This is a genomic window from Aestuariivirga sp., from assembly GCF_044239095.1.
GTDB lineage: Bacteria > Pseudomonadota > Alphaproteobacteria > Rhizobiales > Aestuariivirgaceae > Aestuariivirga.
In genome coordinates this window covers 1-15,851 of record NZ_JBIICB010000073.1, presented here as the reverse complement: position 1 = coordinate 15,851, position 15,851 = coordinate 1, and the positions used below count along the sequence as shown (strand labels likewise).

15 protein-coding genes, 1 tRNA gene and 1 pseudogene are annotated in these 15,851 nt (G+C 63.7%); 2 read left to right on the top strand and 15 right to left on the bottom strand.

What is annotated here, in order from left to right:
* Positions 1–87: 87 nt before the first annotated feature.
* The 3 genes from ACILRA_RS09035 to ACILRA_RS09025 are packed head-to-tail and all read right to left on the bottom strand — an operon-like array spanning position 88 to position 1,895.
* Positions 88–1,173 (bottom strand): 5-(carboxyamino)imidazole ribonucleotide synthase, encoded by a 1,086-nt coding sequence (locus ACILRA_RS09035; protein ID WP_395661772.1) that lies wholly within the window; start codon positions 1,171–1,173, stop codon positions 88–90.
* Complete coding sequence (purE, locus tag ACILRA_RS09030) at positions 1,170–1,664, bottom strand: 5-(carboxyamino)imidazole ribonucleotide mutase (protein ID WP_395661771.1); 495 nt, start codon at positions 1,662–1,664, stop codon at positions 1,170–1,172. The genes ACILRA_RS09035 and purE overlap by 4 nt, the downstream gene beginning before the upstream one ends.
* Before the next feature lie 15 nt (positions 1,665–1,679).
* A complete protein-coding gene (locus tag ACILRA_RS09025; RefSeq protein ID WP_395661770.1) occupies positions 1,680–1,895 on the bottom strand; it encodes a DUF465 domain-containing protein in 216 nt (71 codons plus the stop codon).
* Positions 1,896–2,135: 240 nt separating this feature from the next.
* Between ACILRA_RS09025 and ACILRA_RS09020 the strand changes: the two genes are divergently transcribed.
* A complete protein-coding gene (locus ACILRA_RS09020; protein WP_395661769.1) occupies positions 2,136–2,312 on the top strand; it encodes a YdcH family protein in 177 nt (58 codons plus the stop codon).
* Here ACILRA_RS09020 and ACILRA_RS09015 read toward each other — a convergent pair whose 3' ends face one another.
* The 4 genes from ACILRA_RS09015 to ACILRA_RS09000 form a co-directional block, all read right to left on the bottom strand.
* On the bottom strand, positions 2,313–3,716 hold the full coding sequence (locus ACILRA_RS09015) for an amidase (RefSeq protein WP_395661768.1): 1,404 nt from the start codon (positions 3,714–3,716) through the stop codon (positions 2,313–2,315). It abuts the gene before it with no gap.
* Positions 3,717–3,887: 171 nt separating this feature from the next.
* Complete coding sequence (locus ACILRA_RS09010) at positions 3,888–4,682, bottom strand: inositol monophosphatase family protein (RefSeq protein ID WP_395661767.1); 795 nt, start codon at positions 4,680–4,682, stop codon at positions 3,888–3,890.
* An 81-nt stretch (positions 4,683–4,763) separates the two neighbouring features.
* Complete coding sequence (locus ACILRA_RS09005; RefSeq protein WP_395661766.1) at positions 4,764–5,420, bottom strand: exopolysaccharide biosynthesis protein; 657 nt, start codon at positions 5,418–5,420, stop codon at positions 4,764–4,766.
* Positions 5,421–5,492: 72 nt separating this feature from the next.
* Entirely contained in the window at positions 5,493–5,696 is a 204-nt protein-coding gene (locus ACILRA_RS09000; RefSeq protein WP_395661765.1) for a heavy-metal-associated domain-containing protein, read from the bottom strand.
* Positions 5,697–5,907: 211 nt separating this feature from the next.
* On the opposite strand from ACILRA_RS09000, the gene ACILRA_RS08995 reads away from it, so the two are divergent.
* Complete coding sequence (locus ACILRA_RS08995; protein WP_395661764.1) at positions 5,908–8,394, top strand: heavy metal translocating P-type ATPase; 2,487 nt, start codon at positions 5,908–5,910, stop codon at positions 8,392–8,394.
* A 23-nt stretch (positions 8,395–8,417) separates the two neighbouring features.
* Here the strand turns inward: ACILRA_RS08995 and ACILRA_RS08990 are convergent, their stop codons facing one another.
* The 8 genes and pseudogenes from ACILRA_RS08990 to ACILRA_RS08955 form a co-directional block, all read right to left on the bottom strand.
* Positions 8,418–8,843, bottom strand: a complete 426-nt coding sequence (locus tag ACILRA_RS08990; RefSeq protein WP_395661763.1) for a PilZ domain-containing protein — start codon at positions 8,841–8,843, stop codon at positions 8,418–8,420.
* A gap of 264 nt (positions 8,844–9,107) precedes the next feature.
* Positions 9,108–10,019, bottom strand: coding sequence for a lysophospholipid acyltransferase family protein (locus ACILRA_RS08985; RefSeq protein ID WP_395661762.1), 912 nt, complete (start codon positions 10,017–10,019; stop codon positions 9,108–9,110).
* A gap of 27 nt (positions 10,020–10,046) precedes the next feature.
* Positions 10,047–10,253, bottom strand: a complete 207-nt coding sequence (locus ACILRA_RS08980; protein WP_395661761.1) for a hypothetical protein — start codon at positions 10,251–10,253, stop codon at positions 10,047–10,049.
* Positions 10,254–10,421: 168 nt separating this feature from the next.
* A tRNA-Gln gene (locus ACILRA_RS08975) sits at positions 10,422–10,505 on the bottom strand.
* Positions 10,506–10,651: 146 nt separating this feature from the next.
* The gene (locus ACILRA_RS08970) at positions 10,652–10,963 is read right to left on the bottom strand and encodes a transposase (protein ID WP_395661773.1); all 312 of its coding nucleotides are present in this window, start codon (positions 10,961–10,963) and stop codon (positions 10,652–10,654) included.
* A gap of 118 nt (positions 10,964–11,081) precedes the next feature.
* Positions 11,082–11,162, bottom strand: a pseudogene (locus ACILRA_RS08965) (hypothetical protein); the annotation flags it as partial.
* A gap of 780 nt (positions 11,163–11,942) precedes the next feature.
* Entirely contained in the window at positions 11,943–12,692 is a 750-nt protein-coding gene (locus ACILRA_RS08960; protein WP_395661760.1) for an outer membrane protein, read from the bottom strand.
* Between the two features lie 944 nt (positions 12,693–13,636).
* A partial coding sequence (locus ACILRA_RS08955; RefSeq protein WP_395661759.1) for an autotransporter domain-containing protein occupies positions 13,637–15,851 on the bottom strand: 2,215 nt, incomplete at its 5' end.

Genomic DNA, 15,851 nt, shown 5'->3' with positions numbered 1-15,851 from the left:
TTGCAAGTGCTACCTCGAAAACAGGTTGAATTTGGTCTGCAGGACCCCTGAAGGTCCCGAATGTGGCGGGCGAGTTAGCATAGAGTCTCAGGCCTGTCGAGGGGTCACCCGGTTGACATGGCCCATTTTCCGGCCCTGCCGGGCTTGACCCTTGCCATAGAGATGGAGGCGGAGCCGGGGCTCGGCCGCAAGTTCCCGCCAGCGGTTGATTTCATCACCCAGGATGTTGGTCATCACCGCATCGCAATGGCGCTCCGGACTGCCGAGAGGCCAGCCGCAGACAGCCCGCACATGCTGCTCGAACTGCGAAACGTGGCAGGCGTCCATGGTCCAGTGTCCCGAATTGTGGACGCGGGGGGCGATCTCGTTGACGGTCACCTCCTCGCCCGCGACGAACATCTCGACCCCGATCACCCCTACATAGCCGAGGGCCTCGATGATCCGGCTGCCGAAGGCGCGGGCTCTGTCTGCCACGCCGGCGGAAATCCGCGCCGGGACGGTCGAGGTCCGCAGGATATGGTTCTCGTGATGGTTCTCCGGCACGTCATAGACTGCGACCTCGCCTGCCCAGCTTCTGGCGGCGATCACGGAGACTTCCTTCTCGAAGCTCACGAAGCCCTCGAGCACGGCGGGCTGGCCGCCGATTGCGGCGAAGGCGGCCGCGGGGTCCGTCCCGGCATGGATCTTCTCCTGGCCCTTGCCGTCATAGCCGAAGCGGCGGGTCTTGAGCACGGCGGGCCTGCCGATGCGGGCAAGCGCCGCCTCCAGCGAGGCGAGGTCAGACACCTCCGCGAAAGGGGCGACGGGAATGCCGAGACCGGCGAGGAAGGTCTTCTCCGCGATCCTGTCCTGCGCCGTCTTGAGGGCTGCAACACCCGGCGCCACGGCCACATGACGGTCGAGGAACGCGGCGGTGTCGCCCGGCACGTTCTCGAATTCATAGGTCACGACCTGCGTGGCGCGGGCGAAGGCCTCCAGCGCCGCGAAATCGTCATAGGCGGCAACTGTCCTTGCCGCCGCGGTCTGGAAGGCGGGGCTGTCCGCCTCCGGCGCATAGATGTGGCAGTTGATGCCGAGCCGTGCTGCGGCAAGCGCCAGCATGCGGGCGAGCTGCCCGCCGCCGAGGATGCCCATGGTGGAGCCCGGGGGTAGGGGCGAGGCGATGCGGGTCATGCCTCGTCCTTCGGGCGCTCGGCCACGGCGGCGGTCTGCGCCGCGCGCCAGGCATCGAGCCTGTCCGCCAGGGGGGCATCCGAGAGCGACAGCACGCTGGCCGCGAGGAGTGCCGCATTCACCGCGCCGGCCTTGCCGATGGCGAGCGTTCCCACGGGAATGCCTGCCGGCATCTGCACGATCGACAGCAGCGAATCCTGACCCGACAGCGCCTTCGATTCGACCGGAACGCCGAACACCGGCAGGCTGGTCATGGCCGCGGCCATGCCGGGAAGATGCGCCGCCCCGCCCGCACCCGCGATGATGACCCTATAGCCCTTGGCGCGCGCCGTGGTGGCGAAGTCATAAAGGCGCGCGGGCGTGCGGTGGGCGGAGACGATGCGGTCGTCATGGGCGATGCCCAGCCGGTCGAGCGTATCGGCGGCGTGTTTCATGGTGGCCCAGTCGGACTGGCTTCCCATGATGATGGCGACGGGCGGTGTGGCTGTCACGTGTGGTCCGTTTCCTCAGGCGATGATGTCAGGGATGAGCATGTTCTCGATGCGCTGGATCTTGTCCTTCAGCTCCAGCTTCAGTTTCTTGAGGCGGCGCAGCTGCAGCTGATCGCCCGTGCCCGTCTCTTCCAGCGAGACGATGGCCGTGTCGAGGTCGCGATGGAGCTGGATTGCGCCCTGCAGCTCGGAGCGCAGCTTCACTTCCTGGATGACATCCAGCTTCGGCATCCGACCCCTTCGACCCCGCAGTTTAAGTTTTCGCAATCTTCACTAAAGCATGATCCGCAAAAGTGGAAACCACTTTTGCGATAAGATCATGCTCAAGCCCTTGAACTTGCGCGAGTTCTTTTCGACCAGGTGATTCCACCTGGTCGGAACGCGCGCTAAAGCCCTTTGCAAGGGTTCGACAAGCCCCCAACTCTGTGCAATCATCCTCGGCAATCCATATTACCAACGATGGAGGAACGCATGAGTCTTCAAGCGCACATTGGCGAGCTTCACGCCAAGCACAAGGCCCTCGAGGCCGCACTCGCCGAAGCGATAAACCACCCGGCGTCGACCGATGCCGAAATCACCGAACTCAAGCGCAAGAAACTCAGGCTCAAGGACGAAATCACCCGGCTCGAGCATCAGCACGCCGCCTGATCAGCAGCCCGGCGGCCGTGTCTTGTGCCACGGCGTGGCCCGCTCATAGGCATGGGCCGCGCGGAGTACGCTGAGGTCGTCGAACATCCGGCCGATGAGGTGCAATCCGGCAGGCAGCCCCTGTGAGGTGAAGCCGCAAGGCACGCTGGCGGCGGGTTGCTGGGTCAGGTTGAAGGGATAGCTGAACGGCGTCCAGTTCAGCCATTTTCCGGCTTCGCCCTTGCCTGATGGCGCGAGCTTTCCGGCCTCGAAGGCAGGGATCGGCAGGGTCGGGGTGACGAGCAGGTCATAGCCTTCCATGAACTGCCGCATCCTGCTGCCAAGGAGGCCGCGCTCACGAACGGCTCCCTGGTAGTCGTCGAGCGAGATCGATTTTGCCTCAGCGACCACGTCGGCGAGGTCCGGGTCGAGCAGCTTCTTCTTCGCGGCCGGAAGCGTGCCGAGCAGGGCGCGCGCGCCCGCCCACCAGAGCACACGGAATGTATCGAACGGAATGTCGATGCCGGGGTCGCGTTCCTCGACATGGGCGCCAAGGTCCTCCAGCACCTTGACCGCCGTGCGCACCAGCCCGGCGATCTCGGGATCAACACCGCCATGGCCCAGCGCCGGGCTGAAGGCGATCTTCATGCCCTTCAGCTTCCTGCCGGAGAAGGCGGTATAGTCCATGCCGTCATAGGGCAGCGAATGCCAGTCGCGCGCATCGGGCTGGGCGATGACGTTCAGCATCAGCGCGGCATCCTCGACGGTTCGCGTCATCGGTCCCACATGGGCCACCGTGCCGAAGGGCGAGAGCGGCCAGGCCGGAACCCGCCCGAAGGACGGCTTCAGCCCGAAGATGCCGGTGAAGCCCGCCGGAATGCGGATCGAGCCGCCGCCATCCGTTCCCAGCGTGAGCGGCGCATAGCCCGCGGCCGCTGCGGCGGAGGAGCCACCTGATGAGCCGCCCGGCGTCTTCGAGGGGTCCCACGGATTGCGGGTGATGCCGGTCAGGGGCGAGTCGGTGACGCCCTTCCAGCCGAATTCCGGCGTTGTAGTGCTGCCGAGAAACACCGCGCCACATTCCCTGAGGCGGGCGACGCTCGGCGCGTCCTGGTCCCAGGCCTGGTTCCTGTCCACCGTGCGCGAGCCGCGCAGCGTGGGCCAGCCGCGCACCAGCAGCAGGTCCTTGATCAGCGTGGGCACGCCATCCACCGGACCCTGCGGCTCGCCCTTCATCCAGCGCTTTTCGCTTGCCTTCGCCTGGGCCAGCACCTCTTCGGGACGCACCGCCACCATGGCGTTGAATGTCTTGTCGTGCCGCTCGATCTGGGCGAGGCAGCTTTTCGCCACCTCGACGGGTGAGAACTTCCTGCGGGCGTAGCCCTTGACCAGCTTTGCCGCGGATTTCCAGTGAAGCTCGGTCATGTCGTCCTCCAAAGAAGAGCCCTCATCCGGCCTGTCGGCCACCTTCTCCCATTGCGTGCCGCAACGGGAGAAGGGGAAGTTGTCAGATCATGATTCCCTTCTCCCGTCGCGACGCGATGGGAGAAGGTGGCCGAAGGCCGGATGAGGGCCTGTTTCAACAATGACCGCCCCTCAAGCCTCGCGCGCCATGGCCAGCGCATCTTTGAACTGCGGCAGCAGGTCGGCATTGGTGGCGAGGATGTTGCCGGTCTCCATCGGGTTCTTCTCACCATCGGGGTCCGCCACGAAGCCGCCGGCCTCCTTGACCAGCAGGATGCCTGCGGCGATGTCCCAGGAATTGATGTTGCGGCAGACCATGGCGTCGAAGCGGCCAGCCGCCACATAGGCCATGGAGAGCGCCGCCGAGCCCGTGCCGCGGATGCCGACGACGCGCCCCTGCAGGACCGAGATCTCGGCGCGCGAGAGCGGCAGTCCCTTGCCGCCCCTGTGCGGGATCTCATAGCTCACCAGCGTGTCATGGATGTCGCGGCGCTGCGCCACCCGCATGCGCTTGTTGTTGACGAAGGCGCCGCCACCCTTTTCGGCCGAATACATCTCGTCGGTGATCGGGTTGTAGGTGATGGCGGCGACGAGCTCGTCCTTCCGCTCCAGTGCCACAGTGATGGCGAAGAACGGCACGGAATGCATGAAGTTCATGGTGCCGTCGATGGGGTCGATGATGAAGCGGTGGTCAGGGTCGGTGCCCGGAACGCTGCCCGTCTCCTCGGTGAGGAACGAATAGCCGGGCCTGGCTTTGGCCAGTTCCTCACGCAGGATCTTGTCGCAGCGCTTGTCGGCGGCCGTGACGTAGTCGCCCGGACCCTTCTGCGAGACCTGCAGGTTGGCGATCTCGCCATAGTCGCGCTGGAGGGCACGTGCCGCCTTGCGGACGGCGGCAGTCATCACGGTGAGGACGGGAGAGGACAAGGCGGGCACTTCCTTCAATCAGCTCAAGCAGAAAGCCGCCGGATAGCAGGATTGGCGGGCAAGGGGAAGCTTGCCCCGCGCTCACATGCCGAACAGCGCCTGGAAGAAGGCCACCACGGCGATGTAGAGGGCCGAGGAGATGGCCACCAGCAGCGCCACGGAGGCCAGCGACAACACATAGCCGATGGCCACGGCCAGACCGTCACGCTCGGCCAGTCCGAGTGCGATCAGTGCGATTGCCGCCGCGGGCAGCATGTTGCCCAGCGGAATCGGCATGAACAGCACGATGGCAAGGGGGAAGGTGATGAGGCCGATCAGCCGTTCGGCGGCGTCCGAACTCACCAGGAAGCCGAGCCTGGGCCGCAGGATGCGCTCGATCCGCGCCATCGCGGGCGTTACCTTGGTGACGAAGGTGGCAATGAGATCACGCGAAATGCGGCGCTGACGCACGATCGAGGGTAGCCACAGCGACTGACGCCCGATCAGCACCTGCCAGGTGAGGATCACCAGCGGAAGCCCGAGGATCGATGATGTGCCGGGCGGCGTGGGCAGGATGTTGGGCACCGCGAAGATGAACATCAGCGCGCCAAACGCCCGCTCGCCCAGCGAATCGACCAAGTCCCCGATCGTCGTATCGGACCCGGTGTCGATCGACTTCACGATATCGGACAGGCGGCTGGGCTTGTGAGCCTTGCCCTTTCCGGACGGTGGAGAATCTGGTGGCTCGTTTTGCTGCACGGGAACTCCGGTGGATTGCAGAGAAGTTAGCTGAAGTTTCCGCCGGGCGAAACAGAAAGCAGGAGAGGCCCGTCAGGCTGCGCTGTTCGGATAGCCGGCATCCTCCAGCGCCCTGGCCACCGCGGGGGCGGGGGCCGTGGTCTCGACCGTCACGGTGCTGCTGCCAAGATCGGCCTTCACCTCCGCCGCGGCGTCAAGGATCCGGATGGCCTTCGTGATGGTTGCAACGCAATGGCCGCAGGTCATGCCGGGAACGCTGAACATCATCATCTTCATGTCTCCATCTCCGCTCCGGCACGCCTGGTTGTCTTGTCACATGCCGCTTGCCAGCCTGGCAAGGTCAGCCACGGCCATGAGCAAGTCCCTGCGCGAAACCCTGCCATGCCGCCACGCACGGCGGCCCTGCGCATTGAAGCCTTGAAGTTATGGCTTGACCCTCCCATCGTTAAGAGGCCCAGCCTGCAGGAATGGTTGAGGAGTACCACCCATGCCAGCTGCCGCGACAGCGATCGCCCCCACGCCGCTCCAGAGCTTTCCCATCACGGGCATGACTTGCGCGTCCTGCGTGCGGCGGGTCGAGAAGGCCATTGCCGCCGTACCCGGTGTCGAGAGTGCTGCCGTCAACCTCGCCACCGAGCGCGCCGACGTTCGCCTTGTGGAGCCTGCCGCTGCCGGGGCAGTGGTCGAGGCGATCCGCTCAGCAGGCTATGACGTGCCGGGCCAGAGCGTCGAGATTGCCATCGATGGCATGACCTGTGCGTCCTGCGTCAACCGGGTGGAGAAGGCCATCGCCGCCGTGCCGGGCGTGGTCTCTGCCGCCGTGAACCTGGCCACCGGGCGCGCCACGGTGAATGCCGTTGCCGGCACGCCGCTCTCCGCCATCGAGGCCGCGGTCCGCAAGGCAGGCTACGAGCCGCGCCTACGCGGGGATGCCGCAGCGGAGGATGCCCACGCGGCCTCCCGGGCTGCGGAATACGCCAGGTTGAAGCGCGATGTCCTGATCGCCGCCATCTTCACCCTTCCGCTGTTCGTTCTTGAGATGGGGGCGCATTTCGTGCCTGGGGTTGGCCATCTGTTGCATGGCATCGACCGCCAGTGGCTGCACATCTTCTATTTCGTGCTCGCCAGCATCGTGCAGTTTGGGCCGGGTCTGCGCTTCTATGGCAAGGGCATTCCCGCGCTGCTCAGGCTCTCGCCGGACATGAACTCGCTCGTGGTGCTGGGCTCGACGGCGGCATGGGCCTATTCGGTGGTCGTCACCTTCCTGCCGGGCCTCATGCCCGAGGGTACGGCGAACGTCTATTTCGAGGCGTCCGCCGTGATCGTGACACTGATCCTGCTGGGCCGCCTGCTCGAGGCCAAAGCCCGTGGCCGCACCAGCACCGCGATCTCCAAGCTTGTCGGCCTCCAGCCCAAGGTGGCCCGCGTGAAACGCGCAGGCCGCAGCCTCGAGGTTCCGATCGATCAGGTTCTGGCGGGTGACATCGTCGAGGTGCGCCCGGGCGAGCGGCTGGCCGTCGACGGGGTGGTGATCGCGGGTTCCTCATTTGTCGATCAATCGATGGTCACGGGCGAGCCCATTCCCGCCGCCAAGGGCGAGGGCGCGGAGGTCGTCGGCGGCACCATCAACACGACGGGGAGCTTCACCTACCGCGCCACGAAGGTGGGGGCGGATACGCTGCTCGCCCAGATCATCCGCATGGTGGAGCAGGCGCAGGGCGCCAAGCTGCCGATCCAGGCGCTCGTCGACCGTGTCACCGCGTGGTTCGTGCCGGCGGTCATGGCGGTGGCGGCGTTCACATTCCTCGTCTGGTTTGTCTTCGGGCCGGAACCCGCCTTCACCTTCGGGCTCGTCAACGCGGTGGCGGTGCTCATCATCGCATGCCCCTGTGCCATGGGTCTGGCGACGCCGACCTCGATCATGGTCGGCACCGGCCGCGCGGCGGAACTGGGCGTCCTGTTCGCCAAGGGCGAGGCGCTGCAGAGCCTGCGCGGCACCTCGGTGGTTGCCCTCGACAAGACCGGCACGCTGACGGCGGGCCGCCCGGAACTCACCGATTTCGAGACGGCCGAAGGCTTCACTGCGGACGAGGCGCTTGCCCTTGCCGCTACCGTCGAAAGCCGTTCGGAACATCCGATCGCCACGGCCATTGCAGCTGCCGCGGAGGCAAAGGGCCTCGGGCTTCCCCCGCTCGAGGGCTTCGAGGCCATGCCCGGCTTCGGCGCGCGGGGCAGGGCCGGAGGCGTTGAGGTTGCAGTCGGCGCAGACCGCTACATGGAGAGGCTGGGCCTCGATGTCGCGCCGTTCCGCGATGTGGCGGAACGGCTTGGCCGGAAGGGCAGGACACCGCTCTACGCGGCGATCGGCGGCAGGCTTGCCGCCATCATCGCGGTGGCGGACCCGGTGAAGCCGTCGACGCCCGCCGCCATCGCGGCGCTGCATGCGATGGGCCTTAAGGTGGCGATGATCACCGGCGACAACCGGCGCACGGCGGAGGCCATCGCCAGCGGCCTCGGCATCGACGAGGTGGTGGCCGAGGTGCTGCCCGAAGGCAAGGTCGAGGCCATCCGCCGCCTCAAGTCCGGCGGCCGCAAGGTGGCCTTCGTGGGCGATGGCATCAATGATGCGCCAGCCCTTGCCGAGGCGGATGTGGGGATTGCCATCGGCACAGGCACCGACATCGCCATCGAGAGCGCCGATGTGGTGCTCATTTCCGGTGACCTCGCTGGCGTTCCCACGGCGATCGGGCTTTCGCAGGCGACGATCCGCAACATCAGGGAAAACCTGTTCTGGGCCTTCGCCTACAATGCGCTGCTGATCCCCGTGGCGGCGGGCGTGCTCTATCCGGTGAACGGCACGCTGCTCTCACCGATGATCGCGGCCGGGGCCATGGCCTTGTCCAGTATCTTCGTGGTCGGCAATGCGCTGCGCCTCAGGCGCTTCAGCCCCTCGCATGTGGAGACGGCAGCCTGAACACCGGTGCCGCGGCGGCCGCCTCACGCGATGAATTCGACGCCCAGTTCCTCGCCCGCGCGCCAGCGCACGGTGCAGTCCCGTTCGCCCTCGATGCCGACGATCCGGATGGTGAAGCGGTCCGGCACGCCGGTCTGCGCGCGGGTCCAGATGCGGCAGCCGCCCTCTGAAATGTCGCGGACCTGCACCTCGATCGTGCCCGCCCCCAAAGCCTTCACCCGCGCTCCCCGCAACACCTTGCGCCGCGCAAAAGCCCGCCGCTCCGTGGGCTCTGCAGCAGGCGCGCCGGAATTGGCCAGCGCATGCCGCAGGAACTGTTCTGGAATCGATTGCAGTACCCGCAGAACACTCTCCGGCGGCAGCTGCGAGATCTGCTCCAGCACGAGCAGCTCGCCGAAGGCATGGCCGACGCTGTGGTGATAGGCCTCGTGGGACAGTACGGTGGTCATGGCGGTCTCTTCGCAGCTGTGTTCGTGAGGGTCAGTAATGCCCGCCCGGGCGCGGCCCGGTAATTCGTGGATCTACCATGTGGGCCATCAAGGTGACCGCACGCTTAAGCGCTGCGCCATTTCCGGACGGGTGGTACGCCCCCTGGTTGAATTCATGGCAGCCAAGCTGCGTTATCGTTTCCGTTCGGTTGACGGGTGGCGAGAGCATGATCGGCGCCTTACACCGGGCGAGTGGCGCACGTCCTCCCGGAGGCGAGCGACTGCTCAGTTGGATGCGATGTGGGCCGGCCAGCGGAACTCAAGGCCGGGATGGGGGGCGTCAGGGCCGCCAAGCATGAGTGTGCGCCTTCTCAGGTCGCGGATGACGGCTTCGCGCGAGCCAAGGCCTGAAAGTTCTTCAGCCGTGACGCACTCGCCGACTGACACCGCAATGCGCGTGCCCGCGCGCCGGCGTGACTCGCGGAACAGCAAGGCGACGCGCAGGGAGTAATTCACGTGGCTTGCCGCCTGAAAAAGGCGCGAATTCTGGCCATGGAAATAGACCGGAACGACGGTTGTTCCCGGCAGCAGTGCGAGTTTGGCAGCAAAGGGATGCCAGGCCGCGTCGAGCGCCGGACCACGAAACGGAGATTGGGAGGTCGAGACGCTGCCGGCGGGGAAGATCGATACGGCGTGTCCCTGCCTCAGCCACTCAGCGCAGCGCCTGCGTGTTTGTGCCGAGGTATGGATTGCGTCTGGTGTTCCTCCGAAGTCGACTGGCAGGAGATACTCACGTGCCTCCGGTACCTCACAGAGCAGACTGTGCGTCATGATCTTGGTGTCAGGGCGGACCGATGTCGCGAGATGTCCCATCAGAAGCCCGTCGATGACGCCAAAGGGATGGTTGGCAATGAACAGGACGGGCCCCGACTTTGGAACCCGTGACCAGGCCTTGTCACATGTTGCTACGTCGATCTCGAGCAGGCGAATGGCGGCCGCGAACAGGTTCTCACCAGGCGGCGGGTTGGCGGTCCAGGCGTGATAGAGCCTCTGAAGATAAGGCTGGCCGCTGAGTTGCTCTATTCCCTTGATGATCGAGCGCCGGAGCCATGGCTGCTCCGGCCGCGAATAGGAGAAACGCAAGCTGCCAGCCGTGGTTGCTTCAACTTCGTTCAGAATATCGACAGCTTCTGTCATCTCGAGCCCTTTGGTGCTGGAGGGCCTTCATGTTGCGAAAAGATGACAGTCCTGTGTAGGCAGGTCATTGACGCTGCACGTCGCCTGCGCCGGTGTTGCTGATGAAGTCATGATCCATGGCGCTGGAGGTTCCATGACGCCGTTCTGCCCGATGAGGCAAGCGTGGCTGGAGACATCAATGGAGAGCTGTTTGCGTGACCGGAAGTTGTAAGTGTCCACGCTCTTGATCTTCATGCAACAGCCCCAAGTTTGCTTAACGTTCCAGGGGCCGGATTTCGCGCAACAATGTCACCCCATCACCCGCCGCGAGCGGCATCATTGTCGAGATGAGGGTAGGGGGATAGGCTCAAAGGGCTAAGTTTAACCCTTTGGTTTTAGTGTATTTTTTGTTCCTGAGGTGGCTGGCTGGGGGACTAGGATTCGAACCTAGACTAGCGGAGTCAGAGTCCGAAACAAACCATTGAAAATGAACATTAAAATCCCCAAATAGACGAAAAACTGCCGCCACGATATCAATGTGTTACAGAAAGTTTCCCAACTGGATGCAAACGGCTTTATTCAAACTCTGATTGAGGGGACCTGCTTTGGCGAACCTGATGGCGTCTGAGTTTAGTGGGCCAAGCCAAGTCTATTCAGTCTGCCCCGAAGGCGCGTAGTACCAGCGCCACTTCCTTTCTGGAGGGCGTATTGCCCTCCCTCAGAAACACCATGACCGGCTTGCCGCTGGACACGTCATAGACATGGATCGGCAGGAAGCAGTGGGTGTCGTAGTGGGCGTTGAACAGCGACAGTTGCTGCCCGCCATACACCGGATCGCAAGTATCGTCGATGTCCAGCGTGATCGCGGCAGGGCGCTTCCGAAAGCTCTTGCACAAGACATCCACCATCATCGCCGTCATCCGCGCCGCTCCCATCCGCGTGGGCATGTTCTCGAACCGGCTCATGGTCGGCTGCGAGCACAACGGCGCACCGCTCTCTGGCAACCGGCCCGCTGCCAGCTTGCGCGTCATCGCGCAGCGCATCAGTGTCATCGCCATCCTCATGACCGCAGGCAATGGCTATCATGCGGAACAGCAGCATCTCCTCCACAGCGTGACTGATCCGGCTGGGATCGCGCCGGTCCTGCACGCAAGACGCCAGCATGCGCGTCAGGCCTATGTGAGACGCCGCTGGGCTCATTGGGCCGCGAAAGCTTCCAGCGATTTCGCGCAGCGCTGCAAGATGACAACCTCGGCATCTCGCCCGTCCTGAAGTCGAGGGTAAGAGGCGATCCTGCGGAAATACGTTCGGCCACGGTCGTGGCACTCGGTCGCTTTCAGATTCAAGCCGGATTTCTCGGCGACGGCCTCTGTGAAACTAAGCGTTTCGAAAAACGGTTCTTTTGGCGACAGTGCTTCAAACACGCCCAAGGAGAGGAACGTTGAAATCGTGAGCGCAATTCGCCGCAGCAAACGCCGACGGGGGCGGCGGAGATTGGAATTACGCTGCTCAACCTCCCGCCACTGCGGTTGCGCTTCGTTATGCCGACGTTTACGCGTCCCGCGTGGACGAAACTCGCCGTAACGAACTGGTTTAGACCCTCGGTGCATCCAGCATTTTCTTCAGAACAATCACTCAGCAGGAGGCCGCCGGTGTTGGCGGGACTGTGCGTACCAACACCGGCGGCGGGGCAGCGCGTCGACGGGGTGGAAGACACGCTGGAGGGACAATTGCTTCGGTGCGCGGAAGGCGCAACCGATCCGCCGGATAACCCACAGAAAAATTTCTGACAACGCCACAGCCGCCTATAGCCCCGCCGTGACTCAGGGAACGCCCATGGTCGACGTTACGCAGCCGGACGCCCATGCGCAACTCCCTGAGCGGACGGACCTACACGCTGCTGCTCGGGCGCTCAGAGGCTCTAGAGGTGACTGATCAACAGGCTCAGTTGGTACGGATCGAGAATTTCGCCATTAAGGAGAATGCATCGTCCAATGTTACCGACATTCCCTCGTTGGTGCCGTCAAAGTCTATTTCGTCATCAAAATTGTAGTAGAGGGCTTCAAGCGAGACCGTGGCATTGTCTGCGACAAATGTGGAAACACCGCCGCCAATGACGCCTCCAAAAGCTTCGCCAGACTCGGTGCGAGACTCGGAGGCCTCGGCACCTAGGTAGGTGCCCGTTGTTGTGAGTGTTGCACTGAAGTCTGCGTAGGCCAGACCGCCAGTGCCGTAGACCATGTAATCGCCCATCGCGTAGCCCAGACGCAGGCGCGCAGAAAACAGAGCATTCGTCTCAGTATCGAACCCACGCACAATGGTGACTGTGTCGGGTCCGGCACCACCGGCGTCATAGGGATCGATCACCAGTTCAGCAGAACTCCCTTCGCCCCCTTCGGCCATGCTGAAGTTAACTTCGGCACCGAATATCCAGTTGCTCTCTGTCTGATGGTCGAGGCGAAGATGAATTTCGGGCGTAATGCCGCCACCTGTTGCGGAAAATTCGCCGATCTGGGGCAGTCCGCCGAGTGCGATTGCCAAAGCCTCGGCCTTCGCTGAATCTACCTCTGCGGACGCATAAGACGCGCCCCCATAAACGCCAGTCGATGAGTTTGTGAGTGAGAACCCCTGAGCCAAAACGGTAGCTGCAACGGGGTTGCCAATGTTTGCTGTGTCGGCATCAGCAACTGTCACACCACCGAGACCTTGAGCTGAAGCAGTCGCGATAGCTGTCTGAGAACCGTTACCTGCGCCTGCTGACGTAGAGGCCAGTGTTGAGCCCGGGTTCGATGCTATAGCTAAAGTGATAGCAATCTCTTGGTCATCTCCCGCTGCTACGGCAGCGACGCCTTGGTTGGCGCTAAGGGCAACTGTCGTAATGCTTGTGCCTGAGTTTATAGCAGTCCCTTGGACACTTCCCCTAGCGACCGCTTGGGCTACAGTGGTTGCCGTGTTGTCGCTGACCACACATTCCGTCTGCTCAACACTTGAGGGGGTGTTGCTTGGTGCTGACGTCAGGCACACCTCTGAGCTGCCTCCGCTGGCGCTGTTTCCGCTCCCTGCGTAGCCAGTCCCAAAGCCCATCCAGAGGCCGCCCCACTGGCGGGTCGTAGAGCCGCTGGTGTCTGCAGCGCTGGCGATGCTGCTGAATGAGACCGCCGTTAGCAGAGCGGTCACAAAAACAAGCGGCTTAGACATTCATCCCCTCAGCGCGATTCATACTGCAAATTCTTAGCGTGACGGCGACAGGCGACACAATCGATTTCTATAAGTGCAAGCCACCAACCGCTCGTTGTGCGGCCCAGCTCGTCGCTGCGTTTGAGTGGGCAGGAAGGCAAGCGGCTGAGCCCCAAGCTCACCAAGTGGACACCCTTCGAGGGCCTCGCGCAGGCCGCCTAGGACGGCCATCTCCGCTGAAGGCTCCGCACCTACCTGCCGGGCACAGAAGCCGCTGTGGCATCGCCTGCAGGCGCGTTTAGAGGCATTCTGGAGGGGCAGGGCGTGCGGTGCCCGATCTGCCAGCGATGGGGAAGTCGTCTCAGCCTGCTGAGCACGGCTCCCGAGCCTAAACACCCACCAGCACCGCAGGCCGCCAACCCAAGCCATCGCCCTGACGAATAACCCGGGCTAGGCTAAATTCAGAACGCCCAAGCGATACCGGCAGTGCCCGTGAGGGTGAGGGCATCGCTGGTGTCGTAGCCCGCTTCGCCGGTGAGAGTGAAGTTGGCACCGCTGTTGGTCTCGTAGGCAAGGTCCAGACCCGCGAAGCCACGCACCGTGGTGTCGTTGTCGCTGACGTTGAAGTTCAGCGACTGGCCCAGCAGCGTGGCGCTGACGTCTTCGCTGTTGGTGTAGGTCGCGTCGGTACCCAGCCGCAGGGCGGCATCGAAATGCCCGCCATTGGTCTGCATCGGCGTAATGGCAAAGGCCACCTGACCACGCAGGTCGAAGAGGTTGACCGAGCGTGAGTCAATCGAGAGGTCAGCCGTCGAGCCGTTCTCGTCGTAGCTGTCCATGAACAGCCCGGCATAGCGGGCCCGGAGGCTGGGCGTGAGGATTGTGCCGCCGGTATCGAGGTCCGTTCCAATCGTCGCCGACGGGCTGATGAAGATGCCGTTTGGGTCACCTTTGGCGTTTTCAACACCGCCCGCCACCATGTTGTTCAGCACGTCGCGGCTGGTGGACTGGCTGGTGTAGCCACCCGTCAGTGCGAGGTTCAGGAAGGCCTCTGACATGGTGAAGCCCGCGTAGAGGCCAGCGTAGTAGCTGTCGCTGTTGATCTCCTGCGTTCCCGCATCGGTGATGAGGCTGGCGAAGCTGGCACCCGCGAAGCCACCCAGACGGGTGCCCGATGACATCACGCCATCCGCACCGACTGCAAAGCCGCCGAGAGTGCTGTCGAAGCCGTCATAGATGCCGTTGGAAGCCTGACTGCGGTAGTTGCCGATGCCAGCCGCCCAGATCACACTCTGAGGCTCCACCGCATCCGGGACATCCGCCGTGGGCACGATGCCGGTGGGTGCTACTGCCACCATGTCGGCGACGCCATGGCCCGAGCGGGCTGACCCAAGCCGCGCATCGACCAAATCGGCCAGCGAGCGTGTCAGGTCGTTCAGCATGTCGCCCTCAGCCGAGAACAGGGTGGGATCGACCACCGCCAGAATGCCACCGGAAGACACGAAAGGCATGCCGCTGGTGTCGAGGATGACACCCTCACCTCCCAGATAGGTCAGCGCCGTGCTGAGGCGGCGGCCGATCACCAGCGTGTTGTAGCCGGGAACCAGAGTGGGAACCTTGGGGCCAAGGTCCAAAATGCCCTGCACGTTGCTGTCAGCCAGCAGCGTCAGCGTGTTGTCGGTGCCATAGAAGTAGACCGCAGCCTCTCCGCCTATGATCTTGCCCGAGTTGCCAATCGTGTTGCCGTTGCCAGTAGCGAAGATGCCGTACTGTCCGCCCGTCGCCGTCCCCGAGTTGGTGATCGTGTTGCCGGAGCCAGTAGCGAAGATGCCGTACTGTCCACCCGTCGCCGTCCCCGAGTTGGTGATCGTGTTGCCGGAGCCAGCGGCGAATATGCCGTACTGTCCACCCGTTGCGGTGCCTGAGTTGGTGATCGTGTTGTTGTCGCTGGGGAAATCAACCCCGATCGCGATACCGGCGATGCCCGTCGCCGTCCCCGAGTTGGTAATCGTGTTGTCGCTGCCAGCGGCGAGGATGCCGTACTGTCCACCCGTCGCCGTCCCCGAGTTGGTGATCGTGTCGCCGGAGCCAGCGGCGAATATGCCGTACTGTCCACCCGTTGCGGTGCCTGAGTTGGTGATCGTGTCGCCGGTGCCAATGGCGTAGATGCCGTAATGTCCACCCGTCGCCGTTTCCGAGTTGGTGATCGTGTTGCCGGTGCCAATGGCGTAGATGCCGTATTGGCCGCCCGTCGTGGTCCCAGAGTTGGTGATCGTGTTGTTGTTGCCATTGGCCCAGATGCCGTACTGTCCGCCCGTCGCCGTCCCCGAGTTGGTGATTGTGTTGTTGGAGTCTAAGACGACGATGCCGTTGTCGCTGGCCGTCGCCGCCCCCGAGTTGATAATCGTGTTGTCGGCACCTTGGGCTAAGATGCCGGTGCCACCGGTCGCTGCCCCGGAGTTGGAAATCGTGTTGCCGTTGCCAAAGGTGGCGATGCCGTACTGTCCACCCGTCGCCGTTCCCGAGTTGGTGATCTTGTTGCCGTCGCCAAAGGCGGAGATGCCGAACTCGCCCGTCGCCCACCCCGAGTTGGTGATCGTGTTGCCGGTGCCATTGGCGGCGATGCCGTACAGTCCGCCCGTCGTCGTTCCCGTGTTGGTGACTGTGCTCTCACCC